Genomic DNA, 13,806 nt, shown 5'->3' on the forward strand with positions numbered 1-13,806 from the left:
TGCTAAGGAATCTTGCCGACCGTATCGGCAATCATTGCGCCACTCGCTCCCAGGGGCTCGCGGCGACCCTCGCTCGAATCGATGACGGCCTGATGCTCGATCTCGGAGTTCAGTTCGGCTCCGCACAGCACGATAATGGCGGACATCCACATCCAGGTCATCAGGCCGATGGCGGCGCCAAGCGAACCGTAGGTCGCGTTGTAATCGCCGAAATTCGCAAGGTACCAGGACAGCAGCGCCGAACCGATTAACCACAGCATAGTTGCCGCGACGGCGCCGACGCTCAACCACTGCCAGCGCGGCGTGTTCCGGCTCGGACCGTATCGATAGAGCACCGCGAGCGCGACGAGGAGCAGGAGGACCAGAATGGGCCACCGTCCGAACCGGATGATGAGTTCGGCCCGTGTGCCCAGTCCGACTTGCTGGAGCAGAAGCGGCACGACCACTACGGCCCCCACCATCAACATGACCGAAACGAGGGCTGCGATCGTGAAAGAGAGGGACATCAGGTTGAGTTTGACGAAGCCGCGCTTTTCTCTCTCTTCATAGACGACGTTGAGCGCATCGAAGATCGCCTTCATTCCAGCGTTCGCGCTCCAGATCGCGACCAGCAGGCCGACAGCAAAGGTAAAACCGAGCGTCGAGGTCCCCTTCGCGAGCACGCGGGCGATCTGATCTTGAACGATCGCAAATGAACCTTCCGGCAGCAGCAACGCCAGGCTTTGCAGATTGGATGAGATCGTAGACGGATCGGCGAACAGGCCATAACTCGAGACCAGCGCCGTGATAGCTGGAAAGATCGCGAGCAACCCGTAGAACACGACGCCGGCGGCGGTCGCCAACAGCCGGTCCTCGTCGATCTGCCTATAAGTACGCAGCAAAATGTCTTTCCAGCCGGCGCCCGGAATCAGAAGCGGCGTATGAGCCAGCCGTCCACGATCTTGCGCGTCGGCGAGCTCGGGTTCCGGGGCCCGCCCTAGGACGGATCGTGTCTCAGATCGTGATACGTGGCGATAGATCGCCAAGGTCGCCAGCGCAGTTGCGCCAGCGAGCATCAGGTCGTTCGGCCAATTCGAGCGCAGAGGCATCGCTAGTCCTAAATGACGTCGCGCGGACGGTTGGAACGCGAAGCGGCAAGCCAGCCGACAAGCATCACAACCGCCGCGGCGGCCAGTACCTGAGTGGTGGGATCGGCGTTTATCCCTGCTCGGGAGGTGGCGATCAGGCGCGCCGCCACGGGCACTGCGATCGCACGCTTGAGCATATCGACTTGCCGGCTGGGCCGCGGAGCGGCCGGCGCTGGCCGCCCGAGCATCACGCGGCCCGTCCCCAGCCCCAGCAGCCCGAGAAGGAGAAAGACGCCCGCGAGCGCGGCATACGCGATCCAAATGCCGTAACGTAGCTCAAGAGCATGGAAGGCTGCGGCGACCCCGATGCCGATCGCCACCAGAAGCGACACCGCGCCAAAGAGCACGGAGCCGCATGCCAGCGCGTAGCCGGTCACCAGACGCCCGATCCATTGTCGTAAGTCGGCGAGGTAAGATAGGGCGATCAGGCTGAGTGACGGTCGGGCGTCGGCGCGCATGGCGGTGTCCACTGCTAGTCGGCATCGGACAACCCGGCAGGGTGATCGACGTTCCCTACCCCGCGACGCGTGACCGCTCCCGCCGCGCGGAGCCCGTGTCGGTGAGCATTGTGGTGACGAGGTCCATGAGCCTATGCTTGACGGCGTCTGCATCGGCCGGCTTCGCCTTTGCACTGACCGTCAGTTCGACGATCGGACGCACGGCATCGGAGATGTCCACCACTTTCGAGACGTGCACTTCGGGCGCGGGTCGCGCCTCGATACGCGAGTCCTCGCGCACATGCTTCAGACTCTGCTCGCCGATGCGCTCGATCGGCCCGCCCGCGCGGACCGGGAAGGACACCTTCACCTCACCAGTGCCGGGATAAGTGCTGTGATTGATGATGGCGCTGCCCCATACCGAACCATTGGGCAGCAGGATCTGGGTGTTGTCGGATGTGATCAGCTCCGTCATGAACAGCGATAAGGTCTGCACTTTACCAGCCTTGCCAGCGACCTCGACGTCGTCGTTGATCCGAAACGGCCTGAACAACAGTAGCATCACGCCAGCGGCCAGGTTGGACAACGTCCCTTGCAAGGCCAGCCCGATGGCGAGCGACGTAGCGCCGAGCACCGCAACCAGGCTCGCCGTCTGAATGCCGAAAAGCTGCAGCACGGCGATGCCGACCACGGCGAGCACGGCATAGCGCGCAAGGCTGGAGAGGAACACCGTGACCAGGGCATCGACACGATGCGTAGCCGTGAGCACGCGCAGGACAAATCGCTGAGCGATGGCTGAAGCGTACCATCCAAGAACCAGCAACAGGACGGCAGAGGTCGCGTTAAGTCCATAGAGGACCAGCGTCGCCTTGAGAGTTTCGAAATTGAGCGCCATGGGTCCCCCTACAGCGAAGCCGGCCAACAGGGCCGCCCGCTGCAAGCCAAACGCGCCAGGGAAAGTGGCGTTCCCGATAGCGAGCAGGTCGACCGGTCCGATAATTTATCGGGTTGGAGGACGTATCGCGCGTGGCGGAAGGGAACTCGGAAATGGCCGCGCCACCGTCAGCGTCGCGCGCTCATCGGTTTCCAATGCGATCTTTTGGGCAAGCATCACGTCGCCCGCCACCAGCGAACCGATAGGCCGGAAGCACCAACCGAGGACAACGCGGCCGCGGCCGTCCATCTCATAGACATTGGTCGATGTACCGTAGCAAATCCGATAACGTTTGCCGGACTCCGAGCCGATGACGTCGAAGCGATTGTACTTTTCAAATTGCGATCGCTGCTCCGGCGAGAGCCATGCGGACAGCAGCGCCAGCCCACGCGCCTCCTTTCGCTCATAAGCCTGCCAGCGCTCCCGGATCGCGACCAGCGTGGCGCGCAGCGTGCCGGCAGCGTGCTGCAGCACGGACAGCAGAAACCTGGCGCGCAGACGGCCGATCACGGCGTCAGCCGCCCACCAGCCTGGGATAGAACAATGTTTCCTCGGCGGTCGGATCCAGCGCGCGGACGACGACCGCTTCGCCGGAGGATCTCCGCACTACGGCGGTGTAGCCGTCCGACGTCAGCTCCGCGAAGCGCGCATTCGCCCAAGCCAGTTGTTCGCTATCCTCGCAATCGAAAGATTGTCTTGTGTCGCCGCTGTGGTCCATGACCAAGATCATTGCCATCATCGTCTCCCATCGTAGCACATTGGCCGTTGCATCAGACCATTCATCAGACCACCGGCACAGGGGTCGTTGGCCTGCCGCCCATCCACTCCGGCAAGGTCGCGCCGTCGCGGTGCCGGCCGCCTGCACAGGCTGCGGCCCAGGCTGCGACCGCGCCGAGCAGCAGCGCCGCCGCGACCGAAAATGCGAGGATTACCGCGCTCCGCCGCGACCGCTGGATGGCGCTTCTGGCATCACCAATGACGCTGTCGACGCGTTTCTCGGCCTCGACTGCAGGCAGACCTGTCGCGACCGCCACCTGCTGGATCAGATAGCTGCGGTCCTCTGTGCTGACGCCGGTATGGCCGGAGCTGGTCAGCAGGATGCGGCCCGCCTCGGCCCGCTCATATCCGATGTCGAGATTGGCCGGACGCCGCGGCGATCGGTAAAGGCGGTCGATTTCAGCGCTCAGCAACGGCTCCGCGGCTGTCGCAGCAGGCCGGCTCTGCACCACTGCGCGAGCGGTCGACAAGCCCACCAACGCGATGATTGTCCCGCCCACGATAACTGCGAGAGCCCAAGTGGTCAGGCCATGAAGTCCGTCGTTGCTTTCGACCACGTCGACCGGCGTCGCGCCGATTACGCGTTGCGTGCGGCCAGCGACGTAGCCGCCGACGCCAAAGCTCACCAAAGCCTGAAGGATCAGGAACAGCCCGGATAGCAGCGCGAGTGCGGCCGATGCATCACGCCATGATGGCGAACTCGAACTCACACCTAATCCAACTGCTGCTCCGAAGCTGAGCAGGATCAGCGACAGGGCCGAAGCCATGAGCGCGCCCGCAAAAATCGGACTCCACTGCAGTCGCAGGCCGCCCCTATCGTCGACGACATCAGCAGCACTTCGGCCGGTGTCCATGATGCACCTACCGCAATCCAAAGAACGATAGTACCGCAAGAATGACCACAATTAGCCCGACCAGATAGATCAACTGGTTCATGCACGCCTCCTCCGCTTTAGCTGACAATTTGGCCGAGAAGGCAAAGTTCCTAAGCCAGGCATTCGCGGAATGAGCGATCGTATCGGCTGTGGGGGCTCTTCAAAGGCCGAAACCCCGCTCGTCATCTCCGCCACCAGGCCTCGTCGATCGCAACCCGGGCTTTTTCGACCGTTTGGCGTTGCGTTAGCTGCCAGCATTGCAAAATAGGTCCTATGGGAGAAAAGCCCACTCCAGAAGGGTGCCGACCCATGAGAGGCGCGCACTGGACGCTATTCGATAGCCTCTGCTGCGCCCAATTCTGCAGGGTCCGGGCGTCAATGTGGAGCTTCTGCAAATGCCACCGGCGTGCCCTTAACAACGCGCTGCGCGACGCGTTCAGCGTCCCAATTGGTGAGCCGGACACAGCCGTGGGACTCTGCCTTCGACACCTTGCCAGGCGAAGGCGTTCCATGGATGCCGTAGCTTTCCGCCGACAGGTTGATCCACATTGTGCCCACCGGATTGTTCGGGCCGGGCTTGATGTTGAAAGGCTTGCGTGAGTGGACACCCCTGAAGTGGTAGTCAGGATTGTACCGGTAGTTCGGATTGGGATCGATTTCGGTTACCTTCAGCGTTCCGGTTGGCGATGGCTTCTCGCTGCTGCCGACGGTGGCGGGATAGAATCCGATCAGCCCGTTCGATTTGTCGAATAACTTCACCGTCTGCCTGACCTTGTCGACCTCGACCCGGGCGGCCTTGGCTGCATTCGGCGTGTCATCGCTGCCCGTGTCGACAACCACGATGCTATCGCCGGCGTGGTTGAAGTGCTGTCCGGGGTTAAGCATCGCGAGCAACTCTTCGCCCATGTGAAACCGTTCGGCCAATTCCTCGCGCGGGCTAACGTAATTTAGATTTGGTATGTCTTTCATATCCTCGATCTTGCTGGGCAACTTCTCGAGGAACGGTCCCGCGACGTCCTTTTCGGTGATCGTGTAGTTGACGATCACCGGCCGCTCGTCCGTCCGGAGCTTTCTCCAGACCGCGTCGGACAAACCTGAGGAGCTCGGCAGTTGCCGGTCCTCGGCAAATGCGCGCAACGCCTTCTTCGCATTCTCTCCAAATTTGCCGTCGATCTCGCCGGGCGAGAAGTGCACACGATCGAGTAGCACCTGAAGCCGCACACCCAGAGCTGTCGGTTTGGTGTCGGAAATGTCCTTTTCCGACCGCTCCGCTACGTTGATTGCGTTGGCGTTCAGCCCGGCCCCGATCGCCGTATCAACGCTCAACGCGAGTAGCAGTCCGACGCAGACGCTTGTCCTTCTGACGGGCAACATGATCGAATCCTTCTGGCCATAACCCGCAAGGCTGGGCGCCAAGATCTGTCGTGCGCTACGGCATCTGGTTTGGTGCACCTCTCTGGGCAACGGCCCGATTGAAACGGAGGCAACTCTTCCGGGTTCCTCCGGAAGCTGCAAGACGGCCGGATAAATCTTTCGCCGACGCGAAGGCCGGTCACAAATGATCAATTCGCGGCAGGGACACCGCGAAATAACCGGAGTCCGCTTTGGGACACAAGGCGACATCCCCAAGAGTAGGGCAGCGTGTCCGCATTTCCCCTCGGAAGCGGACATCCCAAATCAAAGCAGGCGCCTGGTTGACCAACTTTGCGCGCGGCACCGAGGCCAACCGACAACCTCTAGCGACTTCCTGCCCGCCTGATTCGGCGGGAAAACAAATAAGAATTCCATGGCACCCAAACACCACCCCCTCCTCTCTCAGGCGGCGACCGCAAGGCGTTGACCAGGGAGCTCGCGCACGTCCGGGCAGTGACCACCATCCTCGCCACCCGCTCGGCCGAGAAGCGCGCCGCTGGCGAGGCCTTGATCCGCAAGGCCAATGACCTTCCTTGCTCAGAGCTGGAACGAGAGGATGTGGGCGGACGGCGGTCCGGTCGACCCATCGCCCTCGATCGACCAAGCCATCAACGCGGGCTACCCGTGGCTCGAGATCAAGTGCTCGCGGTGCAAGACGCCGCGCGCCGTCGACCTCGCTGCCTGCCCCACGTCGCCACGACGATCGTTAAGGACCTCGCCAGTCGGCCGCGGCGTCAGAAGTGCCGCAAGGCCGGCAAGCGGCCGGCCGCCCGATCTGCTGCAGCTGTGGTAACGCTCGCCGACTGGCGATGAGACGTGACCGAGCTGACGCGCCGGCGCGACAATGAGTCGGCTCGGGAGGAATGGAACATTTTCTACGACGACGTCTGCATCGGTTCGATCAGGCTGCGAGCTCGGGTACCGAACCATGCCGATCAATGGGAATGGAAGTGCGGCTTCCATCCCGGTTGCGACCGATTGAACAGCGGACCGGCAGGCCCCTTTGAGCAGGCGCGCGCGGCGTTCGAGGCCGAATGGCGGTTGCTACTGCCGACCCGATTTCCAGGCCTGGCGAGACCAGCGCGACTGGACCAAGCGCAAGCAGGCGATGTGGGAACGCGGGGAGAAACTGCTTTCTCAACAGCCGTCGTCGCTGATGTGCTGTCCCTGCGGCGACCTTTGATAGCCACACCCGGCCGAAAGCTACGCACACCGCGAGCGCAACTATGCCGCGCAAAAACGCGACGGGATTTCACGCTGAAGATGAAGGGCGACCGCCGCTACTCCGATCCTGAGAAAGCTGCCCACAGGATAATGGAGCTCGCCCCGGGCGTTTGAACCGATCCAGGATGACCGGATCTACATCGAGAAGATCAACCGACCGATGATCGGAGGACAAGGCGACGCCGGCTGAATATTGGGCCGGGTTACAGCATGCGATCGGCCAAGGCCGGCTGGAGTACCACGAGAGCGGAACGCTTGTGCGAACGCTTCAGTCCCGGGAAAGACCTGTTCGCATAAAAAGCACCAGCGCCCCTACCAGGCGCTGGTGCTGTAGTTCCGCATGCGTGTAGCGTGCACCGCTGCGTGCGGAGAATTTCCGCAAATTGCCCTGCGCTGGACAATGCGCCATTGGTCTATGCGGAACTCACGAAACCGTCATCGGTGGAAGCTGTCGATCACGATTCGATTCGGCAAGCTAGTGCCCTATCGTGCGGCGCGTCATTTGAAGCGGTACTTCGCGTTGGTGATTTGGAGATGATAGGCGGCCTGAAACAACGGGCCCCTCTTTCGTGCGAACGTCGATCGTTACATCGTTGCCGTTGTCCGATTGAACTGCGTCCCTGGCGATATCGGCCAATGCGCGTGCAGCTTCAACTTTGGCGGCGCGCGCATCTCGAAGCTCTAGACCTTTGTCCTCGGGTACCTGCCTGTATCGTCCCGGATATCGAACATGGTAGCGAGTCATCCGCGCCCCCAACTGGGAAGCAACGGGGGCGGAGAAGGCTTTTGCTGTTTCTGTTCCTCGGAGGTTCATGGTGGGAGCCACTGCGAATCCACATAGCGCCATGCCGCTTTTTCCCGATGACTCCCGTTTAGACACGTTCTAAATACGGCGAGCGCCGACCGTAAGCCGCGCTCGGGGATGCGTCGTTATGAAAGAGTACAAGGCCTATCTGCTTAGGGCGGACGGGAAGATTGCGAAGCGTGTCGATCTATTCTGCGAGGATGACGAGGCGGCCAAACTACACGCAAAGAATCTGGCGACGGATCGAGTGGTCGAACTTTGGCAGGGCGCACGCAAGATCGCAGTATATCACCCATTAGCGAGCGGTGACTAGCGGACGGCCAAGTGGATACGAAATAGGCCACTCTGCATGGAAGCGGGACTTGGTCCTTTGAAGACGATGACGACGAGAAAGAAGCCGCCAGCTGAGGCGGCCTCAATACTAGAACGCCGTAAAAATAAAGCCCATGAGCAGCAGAGCGAGCAAAACAGACGCACCGGCTGCAAGCTTTAGCGCGGCACTTGGCTTCGCCGATCGGTTCATGTTGAGGGCTGAAGCGCGGGAGCGCGTAGCCATTCAGTCATGCTTGCACCAGCTTCAGATTGCTGGGCCAGCTTCAACAGGGCCTCTTTCTCGATTCCTGGGGCGAGCGCTGCGGCCTGTTTGCGCAGCTCCCTAGCTCGCTCTACGAGCCGCTCTTCAAGTGAATTCGTGTGGACGACCCGCTGTCGAATTAGGCCCATGTGACCTTTTTCCTCGCTCAGTTCCTTACGGGAACGGGCTGTAAACCCATATGGAGTGGTTAGGTTCCTGAGTTGCCACTTTTTCCCGATACGGACCTTTGCTCGGCCACGGAGGACGCCGGGACTAGACCCTTTGATCCAAGTCATGGGTGAGAGCTCAATAAGCTCCGGAACTCGTGCCTCCCAAGGCCTATTTCGGCCATGACCACCCAAATCAAAGGCCGGAGCGTGGGTCATTTCAGGCTCAAGCCATGAAATGGGACGTCATCACGATAGCTGGCTGCCACTCAATCGGGCTTACCGCGCTCATCCTGATTGTCGTGTTTGCGACATAAGGCCGGGATTCTCGAAGGGAACGGAGTTCCGGCAGCTTCGGCGCATTTTTATTTCGCTCGATTGTTTGTCACAAACTGCACTGTCCCACAGAGATCCGCGAGCGTAGGCTTCAGCCCAACGCAGAGGTTGTGCTATGGGCAAAGACCTACTTGAAAGCGTTTGGATCGCATTATTCGGGTTAAGCCCGCTCGTCATCATTGGGGTGGCAATGTATGTGCAATAATTCTGCGCTTGGCTCGTCACATCGGGCCGGTCGATGGCCCCAGCTGGCACCGCTCATTTTCCGGTTCCAGTTTACCTGCACCTGGAACCTACAGCCCCACATGACCCCTGACGCATGAGGGACGTTCCATGCGAGGTGCAAGCGACTACTCCCTACACAATTCAAGATCAGATTGAACCTGAGCAGGCGCGATCAAAGCCCAGCCCAACGCTTTGCAAGTGGGCCCAGAGAGGGCCGCGCTCGCAAGAAAAATTGGCCAGCTCGAGACTGCCCTGCACATGAATGCATGGCTTAAAGCTCCAGAATTGAAGTCGCCGGCTTAAGGTCAAGTCCCGCAATACTCAACGTTCGCCGCGCCCGTCGCGGTGCTCCTGTTCGGGGCTGTGACAGACACGGCGTGGCCCTGACGAAGCGCCAGAGAAGCCGCGGCAACCGCAGCCCCAAACGCTGCTTCAATCGTCTCGTAGGCGTTGTCGGCCTTCCCATCATGGCTAACCCGCCATTCCCCGTCGCGGCCAATGATCTCGTAGCATGCAAGTGACATCGCGCTCTCCCTAATGAGTATTGGTTCGGTGCCATTTTTCGAGGTCGATATCGGACTCGTTCCGTTGCTCCTTTTCCGGATTGCCCTCCCATGGTTTGTCGGTCTGTTTGTGTGAAGCCTTGTCCGGCCGCTGCCGGGGATCGTCCTTGGGTGTTTCCTTGCTCATGTTCGCTCCTGTCAATGGGAAGCAAAAGCGTTAGCCTCGCAGGGGTTCCTCGTGGCCGACGTGGCCTAGCAGGCCCGCCATCTAGTGAAATAGCCCCGAGTAGGAACGGCCAGATCACCAAAATTGTTAGGCGGTCATCATCGAACGAACCTCGGCAACTATCGGTGCTCGAGAGTGCTGCATGCTCCCACCTGATCTTGGGCGGTGAGCATGTGTGAGAAGTGCGACAATATCGACGCCGAGATCTGGCACATGCAGCGGATGAGGATAGCCGCGATACGGATGCAAGACGCGCGTGCGGCCCATGATCTGATTGATGAGATGGAAGCTCGAAAGAAAGCGCTCCAACCGACGCAGAAAATCACCGCGGCGAGGCATTTGTGACGTCCGGTGGACGGGAAACAGCGGCAAAGATTCACATGAGTTATTTCCGAAACCGCAGATCACTTGGATGATCCGAGCCACGGGGCACCTGATTTTCATTTCGTGTTTTTCAGCCCCAGTAACGACGACCGCTGCTTCTCGGCGGACAGCGGTTCTGCGATCCGGATTGGCCCCAGCATTGGAGCCTGGGGTCGCCGCCCCAAAGAAAGGGCCCCAGGGTTTGGCTTGGCGCTCGCCTGGTTGCCAGATTGGACCCGCCGCGGCCCAGCCCTACGACGCTGGGGCATTCACCACGGCCTTGACCGCCGCTTCTCAATGAACCGTGGCTGGTATCGTATTGCCCCGATTGCGTTGCGCGGAGTTGATTTATGCGTAGGGCTAATTGGACAGCCTCGATCGTCCCCTCGACGGATCAGCCGTCTACCTGGTCGCCGACGATTTCGGCCCGATCGGCCGCCCTGGCGCGAAGCCGATCTCGTGACGACCGACCTCGAGACCGTGATCCAGGATCTGCTGGCCAGCGAATATTCAAGCCCGATCCGGATGATCGGCTTCAACACGGCCGAGCACTGGTCCGAAGACGTTTCCGAGGACATCGCCCGCGAGATCCAGCGCCGCTGCGATCTACAGCAGACCGAGGTGCCGCCCGCCCTGCGAGTGTTCATCGACCGTCACATCGGCGATCGCCGGCAGCTAACGTTGCGGCTTGCCTGAGATTTCAGATGCATGGTGGCTTTAGGTCGGTATCGCGATCGCGTCGATCGGCGCCGGCTTCGCCGTGTCGGCAGCGCGGGCCGGCCGGCGCGACGACACGCTGCGCGACCAGGATGTGAACCGGCGTATCGACGAGCGGATCGAGGGTAAGGATCTCCGGCATCCGCCGCGAGACCCCAGAGCAACAGAAGTTACTGTCGCCGCCCATGATGCGACCGCCTAGAAAAACTATGATGCCGCTGGCGTGCGCATTCGATCCGTCCTGCATGATGATCCGGCTCGAATGTAAGCTAACCTTGACGTTCGACATCCCGCGCCTCCCCGCGACCAAATAACGTGGTCTGACTATCGGGGTGATGACTACTATCGTCGCAGTCGCTTTCGAGAGGATTACAGGACTGTCTCGATCAGGCCCAACATCTTCGCCTCCTGCGCCTCCAAATACCAGTTTGACGGTGCTTTCAGCATGACCTCATCGATCGTCACGTTCGATCCCAGGATGAGATTCTGAAAGCCCTCGTTCTGCATAGCGATCGAGCATTCGATTTCGTTGAGCGTCGCCCTTACGACTGCGATGCACGTCGTTAAGGGGCCATCGATCACCAAGCTCTTCGAAAGCTTGCGTTCGTGAATCATCAGACGCGTGCCGCGCGCGAGGTATCGGTTCGGCCGCGCGAAGAAGCTCATGAATGTAACGCCAGCCGAATAAATCACAGCCTTGCCGAGGAATACGAAGCGCCGTTGCGGCTCCGTCTCGCTCGCGAACCGAACGTCTTCTCCCATCATGCGGGCGACCTCGGGATCGCCGCCGAGGGTCGATAACTCAATGACAACCAGTTCTTGATCCGAAGCTTTGTCGAACTGCGATCTGAAGGCAGTGTACATGTTGTAGTCCACGACGCCAGAAAGGCTGATCGCCGGCGACTTGAAGGCTGTAGCAGGCAACGTTGCAAGTTCCATTGGATCAATCCTGTTGGAGACGAGATAGTCTCGAGCGGCATGCAGGTGCTGTGCCGATTTCCAGCGAATGGCGCCCTTTACGGCCTTCGGTCATTGCGAAAGGAGATCCTCGCGATAAATGCAAAGGTAGAGAGGCCTAGGCGCAGCGCAGAGATAAGCAGCGCGATTTGGAGCCAGATGAGACCGCCGATTTCCCGAAAGACAAACTCGATCCGTGGCCCCCACGGAGAAGGGATAGCATCGCCAACGGCCTCGATCCCACGTTGAAGGGCCCGTTGGGCGCCGGTAAGCAATTCCGGCTTCTGGTAGAACGCGGCGAAGATCAGCACCCACGCGAGTACCACGGTGACCGCTCGAAACGAGTGGACCTTCAAGTGATAGTCAAAGCCAGGGCGCCGGCGATCGTCCTCGTTGCGGTGCAGTACCATCGGTCGATGCCCACCCAGATGAGCACGATCGGCTCAGTCGATACGAAACGCTGCCAGCAATGGGACGGTTCCAAGACCATGAAACTCAGCAGGCCAGGAACTTGCAAGCTTGCCGCGCGTCGTTTTGTTTCTAGTCCGCGAAGCCCAAAAGCTCTCGCTGCCTGGCTAGAGAACCTTGGATCGTTGAGACTGTGCGGCCTTGGCTTTGGATGGACGAGGCCATTTTCTCGAGCATCGATGACCCCGACAGAAGCGAAAATAGAGATCCTCAAGGAATGGGATCGTTGGATTGGGACGCAGCCAGGTCTGGCTAATCCGACCGGTCGGGACGCCTTCAAGTTCTTCCTGGATCTTCGATCGTCGAATTCGGCCTTACTCGATTTCGGCTCCGTCGAAGACAAGTGGCAAGTTATTCATGGCTGGCTATTGAGTGCCGGCCGCGTGACGGATTGAACCGGCTCTCGATAGGAACGTTCGGCGAGCGCGACGATTGCCTCCCCAAACTATTCCGAGGAGGACTATCATGGCATTGGAAGCAAACGAGGCCGGCAACCTGATCGGGAGCGACAAGGTCGAAGGCACCGCGGTCTATGGAGCGGATAGCCAGAAGATCGGCAGCATCGAGCGACTGATGATCGATAAGACAAGCGGCAAAGTGTCTTACGCGGTGCTCAGTTTTGGCGGCTTTCTCGGCATCGGCGACGACCATTATCCCCTTCCGTGGCCGTCATTGAAATACGATACCCATCTAGCAGGCTATGTCACGGGCATCACGGAGAGCCAGTTGCAGGGCGCACCGAAGTATCGTGAAGAGACTGGCTGGAATTGGAATGACCCAACAGTCGGTCGATCTGTGAATGAATATTACGGCGTCCCGTTCTAGCTGCATCAACGACTTAATGGCGCGCTCGCCAGCGTGCGCCGCGGTGCGTCTGATATGCCCGGTCAGCGAGAACTATATCGGAGCTCTAATGGAGATCGCTGGACGCTCTGCAGCGAAGATGACGGCCGCGTATTCGTCCTGCATGAAGCTAATCTGCCTTCGGGCGGTGCCTTTAAACAGATCGAACTGTCGGATTTCCTCTCGGATGGCAAGGCCGGACCGGAGCAGCAGGCGCTCATTCAATTGATAGCTACGCTGGCGTACACGAATTGATGTGCGCGCGAGCCGCGATTTCGCTAGGCGTTTCGGATGGTTTGGAGATCTATAAGTTGTCGATAGAAGATACAGAAATTGGCGTCAGGGAGACGCTACGTGAATTTTCTCAAGGGCTCGCTGAGGGTCGAGCGCCTCCGACTTGGATCGATCGTGTCAGCGCGGCAACTCGTGAAGCACCCCTTGAGATGTTAGCTACGGCCTTTCTGATCGGAGCGCTCTTGGGGCGTCGTCCGCGCTAGTTCGAATGGCTTATGCTTTCAACGCCACGATGCGGTCAGAACCTTGAACGGCTTCGATTGGCGGCCGATCGTCGGCTTTAGCGCGGGCGACGAAGTACGGATGATCGAGCTCCAAAGACTGCTTTCCGGTCAAGCGAGAGTCTGCGACCGCAGTGGCGTGACGAGATTGAGCATTCGCACGCCTTACGCCGTCTGCCGATTTGATCGGCCCTTGCCGCGGCGACGCCGGCGGCGGAGCTACAGCCGCTCATCGGCAAGATCTGGCGGCATTGCGAAAGCACCGGCGTCCGGGGGCGCACAGTGACGCTAAAGGTCAAGTTCTTTGATTTCGAGATCAT

Annotated in this window: 16 protein-coding genes and 1 pseudogene; 6 read left to right on the forward strand and 11 right to left on the reverse strand. The window is 60.1% G+C overall.

The genetic code is table 11. The features are described from left to right. Positions 1 to 2: 2 nt before the first annotated feature. The 7 genes from BraRD5C2_RS17950 to BraRD5C2_RS17980 form a co-directional block, all read right to left on the reverse strand. Positions 3 to 1,088, reverse strand: a complete 1,086-nt coding sequence (locus BraRD5C2_RS17950) for a YihY/virulence factor BrkB family protein (protein ID WP_223970088.1) — start codon at positions 1,086 to 1,088, stop codon at positions 3 to 5. A gap of 8 nt (positions 1,089 to 1,096) precedes the next feature. Then, the gene (locus tag BraRD5C2_RS17955) at positions 1,097 to 1,585 is read right to left on the reverse strand and encodes a hypothetical protein (protein ID WP_223970089.1); all 489 of its coding nucleotides are present in this window, start codon (positions 1,583 to 1,585) and stop codon (positions 1,097 to 1,099) included. Positions 1,586 to 1,640: 55 nt separating this feature from the next. After that, entirely contained in the window at positions 1,641 to 2,459 is an 819-nt protein-coding gene (locus BraRD5C2_RS17960; protein ID WP_223970090.1) for a mechanosensitive ion channel family protein, read from the reverse strand. Positions 2,460 to 2,564: 105 nt separating this feature from the next. Next, on the reverse strand, positions 2,565 to 2,981 hold the full coding sequence (locus BraRD5C2_RS17965) for a hypothetical protein (protein ID WP_374708018.1): 417 nt from the start codon (positions 2,979 to 2,981) through the stop codon (positions 2,565 to 2,567). Positions 2,982 to 3,012: 31 nt separating this feature from the next. Beyond that, positions 3,013 to 3,234, reverse strand: a complete 222-nt coding sequence (locus BraRD5C2_RS17970; protein WP_223970116.1) for a hypothetical protein — start codon at positions 3,232 to 3,234, stop codon at positions 3,013 to 3,015. Between the two features lie 46 nt (positions 3,235 to 3,280). Further along, on the reverse strand, positions 3,281 to 4,129 hold the full coding sequence (locus BraRD5C2_RS17975; protein ID WP_223970091.1) for a hypothetical protein: 849 nt from the start codon (positions 4,127 to 4,129) through the stop codon (positions 3,281 to 3,283). Positions 4,130 to 4,525: 396 nt separating this feature from the next. Beyond that, the gene (locus BraRD5C2_RS17980) at positions 4,526 to 5,524 is read right to left on the reverse strand and encodes a L,D-transpeptidase family protein (protein WP_223970092.1); all 999 of its coding nucleotides are present in this window, start codon (positions 5,522 to 5,524) and stop codon (positions 4,526 to 4,528) included. A gap of 412 nt (positions 5,525 to 5,936) precedes the next feature. On the opposite strand from BraRD5C2_RS17980, the pseudogene BraRD5C2_RS17985 reads away from it, so the two are divergent. Together BraRD5C2_RS17985 and BraRD5C2_RS17990 are read left to right on the forward strand one after the other, a co-directional pair. After that, positions 5,937 to 6,376: pseudogene (locus BraRD5C2_RS17985) on the forward strand (hypothetical protein). A 3-nt stretch (positions 6,377 to 6,379) separates the two neighbouring features. Beyond that, positions 6,380 to 6,901, forward strand: coding sequence for a hypothetical protein (locus BraRD5C2_RS17990; protein WP_223970093.1), 522 nt, complete (start codon positions 6,380 to 6,382; stop codon positions 6,899 to 6,901). Positions 6,902 to 7,262: 361 nt separating this feature from the next. Here the strand turns inward: BraRD5C2_RS17990 and BraRD5C2_RS39665 are convergent, their stop codons facing one another. Continuing rightward, positions 7,263 to 7,634, reverse strand: coding sequence for a DUF6894 family protein (locus tag BraRD5C2_RS39665; protein WP_374708013.1), 372 nt, complete (start codon positions 7,632 to 7,634; stop codon positions 7,263 to 7,265). A gap of 85 nt (positions 7,635 to 7,719) precedes the next feature. Here BraRD5C2_RS39665 and BraRD5C2_RS17995 point away from each other — a divergent pair, with 85 nt between their 5' ends. Next, positions 7,720 to 7,905, forward strand: coding sequence for a hypothetical protein (locus BraRD5C2_RS17995; RefSeq protein ID WP_223970095.1), 186 nt, complete (start codon positions 7,720 to 7,722; stop codon positions 7,903 to 7,905). A gap of 1,523 nt (positions 7,906 to 9,428) precedes the next feature. Here the strand turns inward: BraRD5C2_RS17995 and BraRD5C2_RS18005 are convergent. Continuing rightward, positions 9,429 to 9,584 carry a hypothetical protein gene (locus BraRD5C2_RS18005; protein ID WP_223970099.1) on the reverse strand — a complete coding sequence of 52 codons (156 nt, stop codon included), beginning with the start codon at positions 9,582 to 9,584 and terminating at the stop codon, positions 9,429 to 9,431. Positions 9,585 to 10,445: 861 nt separating this feature from the next. Between BraRD5C2_RS18005 and BraRD5C2_RS18010 the strand changes: the two genes are divergently transcribed. Further along, a complete protein-coding gene (locus BraRD5C2_RS18010) occupies positions 10,446 to 10,682 on the forward strand; it encodes a hypothetical protein (protein ID WP_223970101.1) in 237 nt (78 codons plus the stop codon). Between the two features lie 4 nt (positions 10,683 to 10,686). Here BraRD5C2_RS18010 and BraRD5C2_RS18015 read toward each other — a convergent pair whose 3' ends face one another. Next, positions 10,687 to 10,992 carry a hypothetical protein gene (locus tag BraRD5C2_RS18015; RefSeq protein ID WP_223970103.1) on the reverse strand — a complete coding sequence of 102 codons (306 nt, stop codon included), beginning with the start codon at positions 10,990 to 10,992 and terminating at the stop codon, positions 10,687 to 10,689. Positions 10,993 to 11,072: 80 nt separating this feature from the next. Beyond that, positions 11,073 to 11,642: a peptidase S14 gene (locus BraRD5C2_RS18020; RefSeq protein ID WP_223970104.1), complete on the reverse strand. Its 570-nt coding sequence runs from the start codon at positions 11,640 to 11,642 to the stop codon at positions 11,073 to 11,075. 167 nt (positions 11,643 to 11,809) lie between these two features. On the opposite strand from BraRD5C2_RS18020, the gene BraRD5C2_RS18025 reads away from it, so the two are divergent. After that, complete coding sequence (locus BraRD5C2_RS18025; RefSeq protein ID WP_223970105.1) at positions 11,810 to 12,523, forward strand: hypothetical protein; 714 nt, start codon at positions 11,810 to 11,812, stop codon at positions 12,521 to 12,523. 70 nt (positions 12,524 to 12,593) lie between these two features. Next, positions 12,594 to 12,953, forward strand: coding sequence for a PRC-barrel domain-containing protein (locus BraRD5C2_RS18030; RefSeq protein ID WP_223970106.1), 360 nt, complete (start codon positions 12,594 to 12,596; stop codon positions 12,951 to 12,953). Positions 12,954 to 13,806: the final 853 nt, after the last annotated feature.

It is taken from the genome of Bradyrhizobium sp. RD5-C2 (genome assembly GCF_019972155.1).
Classification (GTDB): domain Bacteria; phylum Pseudomonadota; class Alphaproteobacteria; order Rhizobiales; family Xanthobacteraceae; genus Bradyrhizobium.

Coding starts and splice junctions, on each gene's coding strand:
- BraRD5C2_RS17955 (WP_223970089.1), bottom strand. CDS start 1,585: ATGCGCGCCGACGCCCGACCGTCACTCAGCCTGATCGCCCTATCTTAC.
- BraRD5C2_RS18005 (WP_223970099.1), bottom strand. CDS start 9,584: ATGAGCAAGGAAACACCCAAGGACGATCCCCGGCAGCGGCCGGACAAG.
- BraRD5C2_RS18030 (WP_223970106.1), top strand. CDS start 12,594: ATGGCATTGGAAGCAAACGAGGCCGGCAACCTGATCGGGAGCGACAAG.
- BraRD5C2_RS17970 (WP_223970116.1), bottom strand. CDS start 3,234: ATGGCAATGATCTTGGTCATGGACCACAGCGGCGACACAAGACAATCT.
- BraRD5C2_RS17960 (WP_223970090.1), bottom strand. CDS start 2,459: ATGGCGCTCAATTTCGAAACTCTCAAGGCGACGCTGGTCCTCTATGGA.
- BraRD5C2_RS18020 (WP_223970104.1), bottom strand. CDS start 11,642: ATGGAACTTGCAACGTTGCCTGCTACAGCCTTCAAGTCGCCGGCGATC.
- BraRD5C2_RS17995 (WP_223970095.1), top strand. CDS start 7,720: ATGAAAGAGTACAAGGCCTATCTGCTTAGGGCGGACGGGAAGATTGCG.
- BraRD5C2_RS17975 (WP_223970091.1), bottom strand. CDS start 4,129: ATGGACACCGGCCGAAGTGCTGCTGATGTCGTCGACGATAGGGGCGGC.
- BraRD5C2_RS17950 (WP_223970088.1), bottom strand. CDS start 1,088: ATGCCTCTGCGCTCGAATTGGCCGAACGACCTGATGCTCGCTGGCGCA.
- BraRD5C2_RS39665 (WP_374708013.1), bottom strand. CDS start 7,634: ATGGCGCTATGTGGATTCGCAGTGGCTCCCACCATGAACCTCCGAGGA.
- BraRD5C2_RS18015 (WP_223970103.1), bottom strand. CDS start 10,992: ATGTCGAACGTCAAGGTTAGCTTACATTCGAGCCGGATCATCATGCAG.
- BraRD5C2_RS17980 (WP_223970092.1), bottom strand. CDS start 5,524: ATGTTGCCCGTCAGAAGGACAAGCGTCTGCGTCGGACTGCTACTCGCG.